Genomic DNA, 13,319 nt, shown 5'->3' on the forward strand with positions numbered 1-13,319 from the left:
CCGGTGCCTGCAACTGCCCGGTGGCGGCGGTGCGATTGCAAACGTGCGGGGCAGGGCCCAGCATCGGCCCTTCAATCCAGGGAGGACACCCCATGCACATGTTGCGCCCCGTTCCGCTCGCCCTTGCGCTGGCCGCCATCCTGCCGCTGGTCGCGTGCCAACCCGCACCGGCGCCCGAAGGCGCGACCAGCACCGCCGCCACGCCGGTCGAGGATGCGGTGGCGCGCCCGAGCCGCCAGTACAGCATCGAGGAGTTCGTCGAGAGCGTCGGCGTGGCGGGTGCATCCTTCAGCCCCGACGAGTCGCGCATCCTGTTCTCGTCCAACAAGGCCGGTGTCTGGAACGCCTACACCATGCCGGTGGCGGGCGGCGACTGGACCCCGGTGACCGATTCGACCACCCGCAACAGCTACGCGGTGGCCTACTTCCCCAACGACGACCGCGTCCTCGTCACCCGCGACAACGACGGCGACGAACTCGACCACCTGTTCGTGATCGACCCCGACGGCAGCGAGAAGGACCTGACACCGGGCAAGGACCTGAAGGCGCAGCTGGTGGGTTTCAGCCAGGACGGCGCGCACTTCTTCGTGGTGACCAACGAGCGCGATCCGCGCTTCTTCGACCTCTACCGCTACGCCGCCGACGGCTACGCGCGCGAGCGCGTCTTCACCAACGAAGCCGGCCTGCAACCCGAGGCGGTCTCCCCGGACGGACGCTGGCTGGCGCTGGGCAAGGCCAACTCGACCAACGACTCCGACCTGTTCGTGGTCAGGCTCGAGGATGGCAGCCAGACCCGGGTCAGCGAGCACGAGGGCCAGGCGCAGTTCTCGGCGCAGGCCTTCAGCCCCGATGGCGAATGGCTGTACTACACCGCCAACGATGCCGGCGAGTTTTCCGAGCTGCGCCGGGTGAGCCTGTCGAGCTGGAAGCACGAGACGGTGCAGCGGGCCGACTGGGACATCGTCGCGGCCGCACTGTCGCATGGCGGCAAGTACCTCGCGATGGTGGTCAACGACGACGGCAGCGCGCGGGTCGAGCTGTTCGACACCGCCAGCGGCGAGGAGGTCAGGCTGCCGAAGATGCCGGCCGGCGAGATCCGCGGCCTGCGGATCGCCGACAGCGAGGACCGCATCGCCTTCTACCTCAATGGCGACCGCCAGCCCAGCGATCTGTACGTGGTCGACCTCGACGGCGGCGAGCCGCGCCAGCTGACCACGTCGCTGAACCCGGCGATCGACCCGGCCGACCTGGTCGAGTCCAGCGTGGTGCGCTTCAAGAGCTTCGATGGCATGGAGATCCCCAACATCCTGTGGAAGCCGCACCAGGCCAGCGCGGAAAACAAGGTGCCCGCGCTGGTATGGGTGCATGGCGGTCCCGGCGGCCAGACCACCCGCGCGCACTCGGCGACGATCCAGTACCTGGCCAACCATGGCTACGTGGTGCTGGGCATCAACAACCGCGGTTCCAGCGGCTACGGCAAGACCTTCTTCGCCGCCGACGACGGCAAGCACGGCCGCGAACCGCTCTGGGACACCATCGAGGCCAAGAAGTACCTGCAGTCGCTCGATTATGTCGATCCGGACCGCATCGGCATCATCGGCGGCAGCTACGGCGGCTACATGGTCCTCTCGGCGCTGGCCTTCAAGCCGGGTGAGTTCAAGACCGGCGTCGACATCTTCGGCGTCGCCAACTGGGTGCGCACGCTGGAGTCGATCCCGCCGTACTGGGAGAGCTTCCGCGAGGCGCTTTACCAGGAGATCGGCAACCCGGAGACCCAGCACGACTTCCTCGTCGAGACCTCGCCGCTGTTCCACGCCGACAAGATCGACGTGCCGCTGATGGTGTTGCAGGGCGCCAACGATCCGCGCGTGATCAAGCCCGAGAGCGACGACATCGTCGCCGCGGTGAGGAAGAACGGGGTGCCCGTCGAGTACGTGGTGTTCGACGACGAGGGCCACGGCTTCTCGAAGAAGAAGAACCAGATCGAGGGCTACGGCAAGATCCTGGCCTTCCTCGATACCTACCTCAAGGGCGATGGCACGGAGGCGGACCCGGCGACCGGCACGGACACGACGACCGGCGCGGGCGACACCGGCGACACCGGCGGGGACGCCCCGGCCGACGGCGAGGCCGCAGGCTGAGTCGACGCGCCACCGGCCCCGCCGGCGCACGCGCCGCCGGGGCCGGACGCGGGCCTGGTCGCCCGTACGCGGCGCGACCGCCCGATGCCCCTGCTCATCCTGCCCCTGCTGCTGCTCGTCCTGCTGGCCGTGGTGCTGGTGTTGCTGCCTTTGTCGCTGTGGCAGCGCTACCGTGCCGGCCACGCGCGCCGTCGCGCGCTGGGCTGGCTGGTCGCGCTCAACGCCTGGAGCCTGCTGGCGACCCTGCCGGGCTTCCTGCTCGCGGCCTGGCTGGGCAGTGTCTGGAGCCCGGACGCCTTGCCCGACGCCGCGGCCGGACTCGCCGTGGGGGCGCTGCTGGGCCTGGCTGGACTCTGGCTGACCCGCTTCGAGACCGTGCAGGGGCGGCTGTACTACACCCCCAACCGCTGGATGGCGCTGGCCCTGGCGCTGCTGGTCGCGGCGCGGATCGCACTCGGCCTGTGGTGGGCCTGGCACCGGGCCTCGGGTGGCGATGTCGACGGATCGGGCTGGCAGGGGCTGGTGCAGGCGGGCGGGCTGTGGGCGATGGGCGGCCTGCTGCTCGGCTATGCCATCGCCTATGCCTGGGGCATACGGCGACGCCACCGGCGCCTGCGTCCGTCCGGCGCGCTACGCTGATGCGGTGTTGCCGGGTCCAGCGACACGAACCGTTTCAAGGTGGGAGATGACGATGCCAGACCCGAGCCGGCCTTCCCCTGGCTGCCCGGCCGCGCCCGCGCCCGGCGATGCAGTCGCGGCTCCGGCCTTCCATCGTGAGGAAAGAGCCACGCCATGAACCCATGCATACCCCTGTCGGCACCGGGTCGCGTCGCTGCGCCCATGCGATGGGCGCGCGTCGCCGCACTGTCGGCGCTCCTCGCGCTCCCGCTGGCGGCCCCGGCGGCCGAGCCCATGCGCTTCGCCTGGCCCGAGGGCCGTCGCGCCGCGGTCAGCCTGGCCTACGACGATGCGCTCGACTCGCAACTCGACCACGCCCTTCCGGCGCTGGACCGCCACGGGTTCAAGGCCAGCTTCTACCTGCAGTTGTCGCGGCCTTCGGTGCGCGAGCGCCTGGCGGACTGGCGCGCGGCGGCGCGGGGCGGCCATGAGCTGGGCAACCACAGCCTGTTCCACCAGTGCTCGGGCAAGGGACCGGACCGCGACTGGGTCGCGCCGGAACACGATCTCGACGCCACCCCTGCCTCGCGCATGCGCGACGAAGTGTTGCTCGCAAACGCGATGTTGCACGCAATCGATGGCGAGACCGAGCGCACCTACACTGTACCGTGCGGCGACGCCATGGCCGCGGACGGCAACTACCTCGACCTGGTCGCGCCGGCATTCGTGGCGATCAAGTATGGCGACGGCGCGGTGACGCCCGACATGGACGCGCTCGACCCGTACGCGGTGACGGTCGAGGCGCCCGTGGCGGCCAGCGCCGAGGATCTGATCGCACACGTCGAGGCGGCCGCACGCGCGGGGACGATGGTCAATCTCACTTTCCACGGCATCGGTGGCGATTACCTGTCGGTGTCGCCGGAGGCGCACGAAGGCCTGCTGGCGTATCTCGACCGCCATCGCGACTTGTACTGGGTGGACAGCTTCATCCAGATCATGCGCTACGTGCGCGAACAGCAGGCGCGACCGGCGGCCGAGGCAGGGGGGGCGCCCGCCGCCGCGATCCCGGACAGGGTTCAGCGTCGGCGCGACGAAGCGCCCGACAGCCGCTTGCGATTGCCCACCGCCTTGCGTCGCGCCGGTGCCAGCGCAGCGTTGCCCACGCCCAGCCAGAGCGCGGCGAGCTTGCCACAGGCGTCCAGGTAGCCCGAGGGCGTCAGGGCCGCGGGCGTGGCGAAGGCGGCCATCGCACGGGTCGGCAACAGGGCCAGCTGCGTGGCGGCATCCCAGGCGCCCTGCTGGCCGGCCACCTGTTTTTCCCGGACCATCCGCCGCAGCTCGGCCTGCTGGCGAGGCGAGCTGGCGCGGGTCGGATCGGCCATCGCCGCCAGCCGCATCGCGATCACCGCGGCCGACGCGGCGCCGGTTTCGGCGACCAGTCGGGTCGAGCGGCGGGACTGTCGTTTCAGGCTCATGGCGTGCCACTCGAAGGGAGGTTCCACAGTGTGCGCGCGACGTGTGACCCCGCCGTGCACGCCCCGCCTTCAGTCGTAGTCGGGCACCACGGGCCGCCCCTCGCGCGCCGACCGGGCACCGGCCTCGAGCACCGCCATCACCTCCAGCGCCTGCATCGGCGGGACCGGGTTGGCCCCCCGGCCGCGGATCGCGTCGGCCAGCAGCCGGTAGTACGTGGCCTGGTCGCCACGTGGCGTGGGCAGCGCCTGCATCGGACCCTCGCCATCGCGCCAGAGCAGCGGATCGGGGTCCACGCCCCAGTCGTCGTCGCCCGGACGCAGGCCGGCGAGCAGCTGCGCCTCCTGGCGATCGGCTCCGCGCTTGACCAGGCTGCCCCGGGTGCCGTGGACGACGAAGCGCGCGCCCGGGCTGGCCGCCAGCATGCCGGCATGCAGGATCGCCCGGCGTTCGCCGAAGTGGAGGACCGCATGCGCCCAGTCGTCCGTCGTCGCGCCCGCACGCTGCGCCGCCAGTTCCGCGTGGATCCGGTCAGGACGGCCCCAGAGCTGCAGCACCTGGTCGACGAGATGGGGCCCCAGGTCCCACCACACTCCACTGGCGGCGCCGGCCTGTTCGCGCCAACGGTCGCGAACGTGGGGGCGGAAGCGTTCGATGCGCGATTCCACGTGCATGGCCTCGCCCACGCGCCCGGCGTCGATGGCCTCGCGGATCGCGAGGAAATCGCTGTCCCAGCGCCGGTTCTGGAAGACCGAGAGCAGGCGTCCTGTCGAGGTGGCGAGCGCGGCCAGCGCGCGCGCCTCGGCCAGGGTCGGCGTCAGTGGCTTGTCGACCACCACGTGCTTGCCTGCTTCCAGTGCCGCGCGCGCAAGCGCCGCGTGGGTGGGATTGGGGGTGGCGATGACCACCAGTTCGACGTCGGGGTGTTGGGCCACCGCGATCGGATCGGCCAGGACGTCGACCCCGGGCAGGTCGGCGTGCACGCGCCCGGCATCGCGGGAGCCGACGACTTCCAGCGCCAGCCCCGCGGCGATGGCCAGGGGCGCATGGAAGCTGCGACCTGCGAAGCCGTAGCCGATCAGGGCAGTGCGGACGGGGGCGTCGTTTCGGGTCATGGCCTCGGACCGGATGGGGGCCGGTCAGGGTAAACGACCCGCCATGCAGCAGACGTCGCCGGGTCACGCACCCGGCGACGTCGGCGATCAACCGGCTTCAGTCGTCGGCTGCACCCCGTCCTGGGCGGCGGGCGTGCCGGCACGGCTTCCGGCCTTGTGCATCATGGCGCGAAGGTCGCTTTCCAGCCGGTCGATGCGCGCGGCCAGCTGCGCGGTGTCGTCGTCCTCCAGGTGGATCAGGCCCTCGAGCATCGTGGAGAGGTTCTCCAGTCGCGACTTCTGGTCGAGCATGCGCTGGCGCTGGTAGCGGCGATCGAGCTCGTCCATCTCGCGGGCATGGGCCAGCGCCCGGCGACGCTGCTCGCGCAGCACCCGATGCAGGCGGTCGGCGCCACGCTTGTCGCTGTCGGACCAGGGCGCACTGCGGCCCTGCACGGTCTCGCGCCAGATCGCGAAGCTCTTGCGCGGCGCGATGCGCTGGCCATCGTCGGTCAGCACCAACGCCTTCTTCGGCTCGCCGGCCCAGCGCACCTGCTCGACCTGCTCCACGCGGAACAGGAACAGCCAGTCGTCGGCGCTGCCCAGGTTGATCGCCAGCAGCCCGGCCAGGCCTTCGGCGTCGCCGCGGGCGGCCCGCCAGTCGTCCGCCGAGTCGGTCATCGCCACCTGTTGCGCGTCGTCCTGTCCGCGCAGCCAGTCCAGCAAGGCGCCGGCCTGCGCGGCATCGGGCGTGCGGCCCTTGGCATGCCACTGGCCACCGACCCACAGGGCCGCACCGTCGCAGTCGATCACGCGCTGCATCGCCTCGATCTCGTCGACCAGCGCGGCATCGAAGTCTCGCGCCTGGGCCAGGCGCTGGGCCAGCGCGTCGCGCAGGCGCTGGGCGTTCTCGTAGCGCGACATGGTCAGCTCCTGCTCGCGCGCGGACACCCACATCGACACGAAGCGCCCGAACAGGTCGGCCGAGGCGCGTACGTTCGCCGACAGCGGGCGTGGCGTCGGGTGGTGGCAGGCGATCAGTCCCCACAAGCGGCCGCCGCTGATGATCGAGATCGACATCGAGGCGACCACGCCCATGTTGGCCAGGTATTCCAGGTGCACGGGCGACACGCTGCGCAGCACGTGCTGGCTCAGGTCCAGCGGCGCGCCGTCGTCCCGGGTCCCGGGCACCAGCGGCACGGGTTCGTAGCGGGCGTCGGGGATCACCCGGATGCGGTTGCGCAGGTACAGCACGCGCGCCTGCGGCGGGATGTCGGTCGCCGGGTAGCGCAGGCCCAGGTAGGGCTCCATGCCGGCCGCGCAGGTCTCGGCGATCACCTCGCCGGAATCGTCCTCGCGGAAGCGGTAGACCATCACCCGGTCGTAGCCCGTCAGCGAGCGCACCTGCTCGGCGGCGCGCTGGAAGAAGGCCTCGTCCTCGCCGCCCATGTCGGCCTGCGCGACCATGAACTGCGCCACCGCGGTCGGCGGCAACTCCTGGCGACGATAGGGCTGCGGCTCGAACTCGACGTGGACCAGGCCGTCGGCGACGTGGGCGGTGACGTCGCATACCGTCATCTTGGTGCCGACGTTCGTGGTGCAGGCGCGCTGCGCCGCCGCGTTGGGCTCCGAGCCGGCGATGGCATCGTTGATGCGGTCGATCACGTCGTCCTCGACGAACTCGCGCAGGGACTGGCCCAGCAGCGAGGCCGCGGGCACGCCCAGCAGGGCGTCGATGTTCGCCGAGGCATGACGGACCCGCCAGTCGCCCGGCGAGCAGCTCACCAGGTAGCCGTGAGGCTGGATCGCCCCGGAGAGGTGGATCGGTTCGCGAAGGCATTCCTGGATGTCGGGATTGGACAGGTCCACTCCGTTCGACGTGTCTGCGATATCAGCCATGGACGTTCTCCTGTCGTGCGGTCTTGAAGGCGGACTCCGCCGCGGAGAAGGCGTCGAGCGCCGCATCCCGCAAGGTATCCAGCTCATTGGGGGTGAAGCGCTCGCTTGCCAGCCTGACCAGGAAGCGCGGCCAGACGGGGTCGCCGGCATGGCCGGCGAGGAAGCGCGCGCCATGCTCGGCCGAGTAGCCCAGCTGTTGCGCCTGCCGCAGCAGGTAGCGAGCGCCGACCGAGGCGCCGGACACCACGTACTCCCAACCCAGGCGCGCGACCCGGTCGGGTTCGGGCGAGGTCGGTGCGGCGGGTCGGATGGGTTCGAAGGACAGGGCCGCGAGGTCCTGCTCCAGGCGGTCCCGCGCCACGCCGAGCATGACACCGTGGCCGGCCAGGCGGGCCTCGCTCACCTGGATGAAACGGTGCATGCCGCGCAGGTAGATGCCATAGCCTTCGCTGGATGCGAGGCCACCTCCAACCAGCGCGTCGACGCGCGAATGCGCCTCCGACGTGGTGCGTCGGAGCAACTCGTGGGCCGAGGACAGGGGCGGGCGTTCGGTCATGCAGGAAACTCTACGGTGTAGTGGCGTTCACTCGTCCGAACGACGATTCAGCTATCCCAACCCGGGTTCAGTTTGGCAGGTGAAGGCGATGTCGACGATATGTGATCCATCCGTTGGCATTGCGGCGTTTGCGGGGTGCGGTGGGCGCCCCGCCAGGCCTTGGGAAATCCAGATCCCGGCGCGCATGGATGGGGTGCGCCGCGAGGCTTTCAAGTGGCGCCGACTTGCGTTGCAATGGCGCGATGGGACTGCGCGCCATCCTCCACCTCTGCCTCCATGCGGCCGTGCCCGCCTTGCTGGCCTGGCTGTTCTGGCGCGAGCGCTTCGGGCGCGCCTGGCTGCTGCTCCTGCTGGGTTGGGTGATCGACCTGGACCACCTGCTCGCCGATCCGGTCTACGCGCCCGACCGCTGCAGCATCGGCTTCCATCCATTGCATACCGCGCCCGCGATCGTGCTCTACGGCGGGCTGGTCCTGCCCCGTCGTACGCGCCTGTTCGGCATCGGCCTGCTGGTGCACGTCGCCCTCGACGCGATCGATTGCGCATGGATGCGCTGCATGTCGTCCTGATCGCCGCGACCACGGCGATGGCGGATGCCGCGCCGCGGGCTCCCCACGGCGGTGACAGACGGCGGCATCGCCACTACTCTGTGCCCGGATCTTCCTCGAAACCCCCACCCAACAGCGGGATATGCCCATGCCACTGTCGGAGTTCAGCAGGTTCCTCAGCAAACATCCCGGTGCCGGCGTCATCGACGCGGTCGTCGACACCACTCGCGAGAATGGCGTCGTGGTCCCGGTGCTGGGCATCGGGCTTTACCGCGCCGGCAACGGGGCGTCGCTCGCGGAGGCCGCCCGGATGGCCTACGACAACGAGGACGACGGTTTCTTCTACGACGAACTCGACCTGGTCGACGACTGCGACGACATGCTGGTGGCGACGTTCTACCCGCGCTGGCCGCACGACCGCGAGGCCGGCGACCAGGCGCTGATGCATGCGCTGTGCGAGCTCGTGCCCAAGCCGGCCGAGGGCGCGCCGCGCAAGACCTACCTGTTCCACCACGTCGACAGCCAGCCCTACTTCAACCTGTTGACCGGCAAGCCCTTCGCCTCCCACGGCTGAGCCGGGGGCGGGCCCGGGGTGGAAGCGGGGGCGCTTCGTCCCCATCCTGACAGGACCCCCGCCCGGAATCCCACGAGGTACTCCCCCATGTCCGTCGTCCTCATCACCGGCGCCAATCGTGGCATCGGCCTCGCCCTCGTCCAACGCTACCTGGCCCGTGGCGACGAGGTGATCGCCGCCTGCCGGCAGTCCAGCGACGCACTCGAAGCGACCACCGCGCGCATCGAACGCGGCATCGACATCGGCAGCGACGCCGCGCTTGCCGCACTGGCCGCGCGCCTCGAAGACGTCCGCGTCGACGTGCTGCTCTGCAATGCCGGGGTGCTCGAGCGCGAGGCCTTCGGCGACATCGATGCCGATGCGTTCGAGGGCATGCGCCGCCAGTTCGAGGTCAACGCGCTGGGCCCGTTGCGCACGGTGCAGGCGCTGCGCGGCTTGCTGGGCGAGGGTAGCCGGGTGGGGATCATCACCAGCCGCATGGGCTCGATGGCCGACAACGGCTCCGGCGGCTACTACGGCTACCGCGCCTCCAAGGCCGCGGTCAACGCGATCGGCAGGTCGCTTGCCATGGACCTCAAGCCCCGGGGGATCGGCGTATTCCTCCTGCATCCGGGCTTCGTCTCCACCGACATGGTCGGCAACGCCGGCGAGATCAGCCCCGCGGAGTCGGCCGCGCAGCTGGTCGACCGGCTGGACGGGCTGACGCTGGAGCAGACCGGCACCTTCTGGCACGCGAACGGCCAGTCCCTGCCCTGGTAGCACGCTGCAAGGCGTTCACGTGGCCTTGATCGCGCTGTCACGCAGCCTGCCGCAGAGTCGGCGGGGCGATGAAGCCCCGCCTCGACTGTCAAGGGAGACTTCCATGAACGCTCGCTTCCGTTCCGCCGTCCTGCCCTGCCTGTTGTCCGCCGCCGTGCTGCTGGGCGCTTCCGCCTGCAACAGCATGCCGCCCACGCCCGAAAAGCAGGACGTGGCGTCGATGGAAATGTCGGTACAGGGCCGGGTCACCGGCATCGACTCCAACGCCCGCCTGATCACGGTGACCGACGACACGGGGCGTTCGATCGAGATCGAGGCCGGGCCGGACGTGCGCAATTTCAACCAGATCCGCCAGGGCGACACCGTCAGCGTGCGCTACATGACCGCACTCGCCGTCGGCATCCAGCCGGCAGGCGACGCCAAGCCGGGCGTCTACGAGTCGACCGACGACCACTATGCGAAGACCGGCGAGCGTCCCGCGCGCGGCCAGACCAAGGTCACCACCATCGTCGCCCCGATCACCGCCGTCGACGTGGCCAACCACACCCTCACGGTGATGGGCCCGCAGGGCAACGAATGGACCTTCTACGTCGAGAAGCCCGAGAACCGCGCGCGCCTGGCCACGTTGAAGGACGGCGACATGCTGCAGGTGTCCTACATCACCGCGCTGGCGGCGAGCGTCGACCGCCTGCCCTGAGGCATCGCTCCATCCCGGGGGCCGTGATGGGTCCCGGGGATTCGTGCCTCCGGCGCCACGGCGTGCCTCGCGCTGCCGGCGCCGGTGGGCCCGCGCCTCAGCGCGGCGCGGCGCCGACGCGTTCGCGCACGGCGTCGCTGTCGCGCACCGGGCGCACCTCGATGCGTCCGAAGCGCGACCAGGGGAACTGCTTGGCGACCTCGATCGCCTCGTCCATGTCCGCCGCTTCGATCAGGTTGAAGCCGGCGAACACCTCCTTGGCCTCGGAGAAGGGGCCGTCGGTGATCGACATCGTGCCCTCGCGCTGGCGCAGCGTGCGCGCGGTCGCGGCACCTTCCAGCTGCTGGTAGTCGAGCAGGGTGCCTTCGGCGCGCAGCGCGTCGGCCTTGTCGAAGCAGCCCCGCATCAGACGGTCGTACTCGCCCTCGGGCAGGGCCTCGATGAGGCTGGCGTCGGTGTGGATCATGACCAGGAACTTCATTGCATCCTCGCAGGTGTCGGCGTGACCGGTGGGGACGGCGCGCGCGGCCGTTCCGGCGATGGTAACGGGCTTGCCTGCCGTCGTCGTGTCGAAACGGGCGCGACCCGAGCGTCGTACCGGGAGGGAGCCACGCGCCGAACCGGCACCTTACACCCGCCACTGTCCCGGAGGCGGGAAAAAGCATCCGGTTCGCATGGGCTTATCGGCCGCGGGCGCCGGCGTTAGGGTGCAATGCCGGGCCGGCGAGGATCGACGGACAGGAGGGCGGGATGCAGCAACGCATGAACTGGCACCGGGCCTCGCCCGACGCGATCGAGGCGATGATGGCGCTGGAGATCGCGGTGGCCCGGCTGGGCCTGGACGCCGCCCTGCTGTGCCTGCTGAAACTGCGGGTGTCGCAGGTCAACGGCTGCGCGTACTGCGTGGAGCAGTTCGGCCGCGACGCGCGTGCGCGGGGCGAGTCCGAGCGACGCCTGCGGGCGCTGGTGACCTGGCGCGGGAGCGACCTGTACAGTGCGCGGGAGCGCGCCGCGCTGGCCTGGGCCGAGTCGCTGACCCGACTGGCCGACACGGGCGCGCCGGACGAGGACTATCTCGGGCTGGCCGCGCATTTCGACGAGAAGGAGCGCGTCGACCTGACCCTCGCCATCGCCTCCATCAACGCCTGGAACCGCTTCGGCGTCGGGTTCCGGGTGGCGCTCCCGGACTGATGCCCGGCCCGACCCCGACCCCACTTCCCAGGATTCGCATGGCTTCCCCGATCATCGCCGTCAACGGCCTCACCAAGACCTATGGCTCCGGCTTCCAGGCGCTCAAGGGCGTCGACCTGGAGATCCGCAAGGGCGAGATCTTCGCCCTGCTCGGCCCCAACGGGGCGGGCAAGACCACCCTGATCAGCATCATCTGCGGCATCGTCAATCCCAGCGGCGGCACGGTCCTGGCCGATGGCCACGACGTGGTGCGCGACTACCGCGCCGCGCGCGCGAAGATCGGCCTGGTCCCGCAGGAGCTGTCGACCGACGCGTTCGAGACGGTCTGGGCCACCGTACGCTTCAGTCGCGGCCTGTTCGGCAAGGGGCCCGATCCCGCGCACCTGGAGAAGGTGCTGCGGGCGCTGTCGCTGTGGGACAAGAAGGACAGCAAGATCATGGCCCTGTCGGGCGGCATGAAACGGCGCGTGCTGATCGCCAAGGCGCTCGCGCACGAGCCGGAAATCCTGTTCCTGGACGAACCGACCGCCGGTGTCGACGTCGAGCTGCGCCACGACATGTGGCAGTTGGTGCGGCGGCTGCGCGAGGACGGCGTGACCATCATCCTGACCACCCACTACATCGAGGAGGCCGAGGAAATGGCCGACCGCATCGGCGTCATCAACAAGGGCGAGCTGGTGCTCGTGGAGGACAAGGCGACGCTGATGCGCAAGCTGGGCAAGAAGCAGCTGACCCTGAGCCTGCAGGAACCGCTCGCCGCGATCCCGGCGGAACTGGCGTCGCTGCCGCTCGAGCTCTCGGGCGACGGCGCCTCGCTGGTCTACACCTTCGACGTGCAGTCCGAGGAAACCGGCATCGCGGCCCTGCTGCGCACGCTCAATGCCCATGGCATCGACTTCCGCGACCTGCATTCGAGCGAAAGCTCGCTCGAGGAGATCTTCGTCAGCCTGGTGCGCAATGGCGTGGCCGGCGCAGCGGCGGCGGCCACGGCAGGGGAGGCGCAGGCATGAACTTCCACGCGATCAAGGCGATCTACCGTTTCGAGATGGCGCGCACCTTCCGCACCCTGGGCGAGAGCATCCTGTCGCCGGTGCTGTCGACCTCGCTGTATTTCGTCGTGTTCGGCGCGGCGATCGGTTCGCGGATGGGCGAGATCGACGGCGTCAGCTATGGCGCCTTCATCATCCCGGGCCTGATCATGCTGTCGCTGCTGAGCGAGAGCATTTCCAACGCCTCCTTCGGCATCTACATGCCCAAGTGGGCCGGTACGATCTACGAGCTGCTGTCGGCGCCCGTCTCGGCGATGGAGGTGGTGGTCGGCTACGTAGGCGCGGCCGCCACCAAGTCGCTGATGCTCGGCCTGCTGATCCTGGCCACCGCGCGCGTGTTCGTGCCCTACGAGATCGCGCACCCGTTCTGGATGCTGTGCTTCCTGCTGCTGACCGCGCTGAGCTTCAGCCTGTTCGGTTTCATCATCGGGCTGTGGGCGGACGACTTCCAGAAGCTGCAGGTGATCCCGCTGATGGTCGTGACCCCGCTGACCTTCCTGGGCGGCGCGTTCTACTCGATCAACATGCTGCCGCCGGTGTGGCAGAAGATCACCCTGTTCAATCCGGTGGTCTACCTGATCAGTGGCTTCCGCTGGAGCTTCTACGGCGTGTCCGACGTCAATGTCGGCATCAGCGCCGCGGCGATCCTGGGCTTCCTGCTGCTGTGCCTGGGCACGGTGGCCTGGATCTTCCACACCGGCTGGAAGCTCAAGCAGTAAA

General features: G+C 70.0%; 14 protein-coding genes. 10 read left to right on the plus strand and 4 right to left on the minus strand.

What is annotated here, in order from left to right; genetic code table 11:
* Positions 1-98 precede the first annotated feature (98 nt).
* From H4F98_RS13015 to H4F98_RS13025, 3 genes are all read left to right on the plus strand, one after another.
* Entirely contained in the window at positions 99-2,141 is a 2,043-nt protein-coding gene (locus tag H4F98_RS13015) for a S9 family peptidase (RefSeq protein ID WP_182688268.1), read from the plus strand.
* Positions 2,142-2,225: 84 nt separating this feature from the next.
* Positions 2,226-2,780, plus strand: a complete 555-nt coding sequence (locus tag H4F98_RS13020) for a CcdC protein domain-containing protein (RefSeq protein ID WP_182688269.1) — start codon at positions 2,226-2,228, stop codon at positions 2,778-2,780.
* Between the two features lie 153 nt (positions 2,781-2,933).
* Positions 2,934-3,965 carry a polysaccharide deacetylase family protein gene (locus H4F98_RS13025; RefSeq protein WP_246373194.1) on the plus strand — a complete coding sequence of 344 codons (1,032 nt, stop codon included), beginning with the start codon at positions 2,934-2,936 and terminating at the stop codon, positions 3,963-3,965.
* Between the two features lie 338 nt (positions 3,966-4,303).
* Here the strand turns inward: H4F98_RS13025 and H4F98_RS13030 are convergent, their stop codons facing one another.
* The 3 genes from H4F98_RS13030 to H4F98_RS13040 all read right to left on the minus strand — a co-directional run bounded on the left by H4F98_RS13030 (position 4,304) and on the right by H4F98_RS13040 (position 7,781).
* Positions 4,304-5,347 (minus strand): oxidoreductase, encoded by a 1,044-nt coding sequence (locus H4F98_RS13030; protein ID WP_182688270.1) that lies wholly within the window; start codon positions 5,345-5,347, stop codon positions 4,304-4,306.
* An 87-nt stretch (positions 5,348-5,434) separates the two neighbouring features.
* Positions 5,435-7,225, minus strand: a complete 1,791-nt coding sequence (locus H4F98_RS13035; RefSeq protein ID WP_182688271.1) for a GAF domain-containing protein — start codon at positions 7,223-7,225, stop codon at positions 5,435-5,437.
* Entirely contained in the window at positions 7,218-7,781 is a 564-nt protein-coding gene (locus H4F98_RS13040; protein ID WP_182688272.1) for a biliverdin-producing heme oxygenase, read from the minus strand. The genes H4F98_RS13035 and H4F98_RS13040 overlap by 8 nt, the downstream gene beginning before the upstream one ends.
* A 242-nt stretch (positions 7,782-8,023) precedes the next feature.
* Here H4F98_RS13040 and H4F98_RS13045 point away from each other — a divergent pair, with 242 nt between their 5' ends.
* The 4 genes from H4F98_RS13045 to H4F98_RS13060 all read left to right on the plus strand — a co-directional run bounded on the left by H4F98_RS13045 (position 8,024) and on the right by H4F98_RS13060 (position 10,359).
* On the plus strand, positions 8,024-8,350 hold the full coding sequence (locus tag H4F98_RS13045; protein ID WP_182688273.1) for a DUF6122 family protein: 327 nt from the start codon (positions 8,024-8,026) through the stop codon (positions 8,348-8,350).
* Positions 8,351-8,477: 127 nt separating this feature from the next.
* Positions 8,478-8,903: a hypothetical protein gene (locus H4F98_RS13050; protein ID WP_182688274.1), complete on the plus strand. Its 426-nt coding sequence runs from the start codon at positions 8,478-8,480 to the stop codon at positions 8,901-8,903.
* An 87-nt stretch (positions 8,904-8,990) separates the two neighbouring features.
* Positions 8,991-9,662 (plus strand): SDR family oxidoreductase, encoded by a 672-nt coding sequence (locus H4F98_RS13055; protein ID WP_182688275.1) that lies wholly within the window; start codon positions 8,991-8,993, stop codon positions 9,660-9,662.
* A 103-nt stretch (positions 9,663-9,765) separates the two neighbouring features.
* Entirely contained in the window at positions 9,766-10,359 is a 594-nt protein-coding gene (locus tag H4F98_RS13060; protein WP_182688276.1) for a hypothetical protein, read from the plus strand.
* Positions 10,360-10,456: 97 nt separating this feature from the next.
* Here H4F98_RS13060 and H4F98_RS13065 read toward each other — a convergent pair whose 3' ends face one another.
* Positions 10,457-10,840: a YciI family protein gene (locus H4F98_RS13065; protein ID WP_182688277.1), complete on the minus strand. Its 384-nt coding sequence runs from the start codon at positions 10,838-10,840 to the stop codon at positions 10,457-10,459.
* Between the two features lie 269 nt (positions 10,841-11,109).
* On the opposite strand from H4F98_RS13065, the gene H4F98_RS13070 reads away from it, so the two are divergent.
* The 3 genes from H4F98_RS13070 to H4F98_RS13080 are packed head-to-tail and all read left to right on the plus strand — an operon-like array spanning position 11,110 to position 13,318.
* Positions 11,110-11,550, plus strand: a complete 441-nt coding sequence (locus H4F98_RS13070; RefSeq protein WP_182688278.1) for a carboxymuconolactone decarboxylase family protein — start codon at positions 11,110-11,112, stop codon at positions 11,548-11,550.
* 38 nt (positions 11,551-11,588) lie between these two features.
* Entirely contained in the window at positions 11,589-12,560 is a 972-nt protein-coding gene (locus tag H4F98_RS13075) for an ABC transporter ATP-binding protein (RefSeq protein ID WP_182688279.1), read from the plus strand.
* Entirely contained in the window at positions 12,557-13,318 is a 762-nt protein-coding gene (locus tag H4F98_RS13080) for an ABC transporter permease (RefSeq protein ID WP_182688280.1), read from the plus strand. Before H4F98_RS13075 ends, H4F98_RS13080 begins: the two co-directional genes overlap by 4 nt.
* The last annotated feature ends 1 nt before the right edge of the window (position 13,319 follow it).

The organism is Marilutibacter spongiae (genome assembly GCF_014145325.1).
GTDB lineage: Bacteria > Pseudomonadota > Gammaproteobacteria > Xanthomonadales > Xanthomonadaceae > Marilutibacter > Marilutibacter spongiae.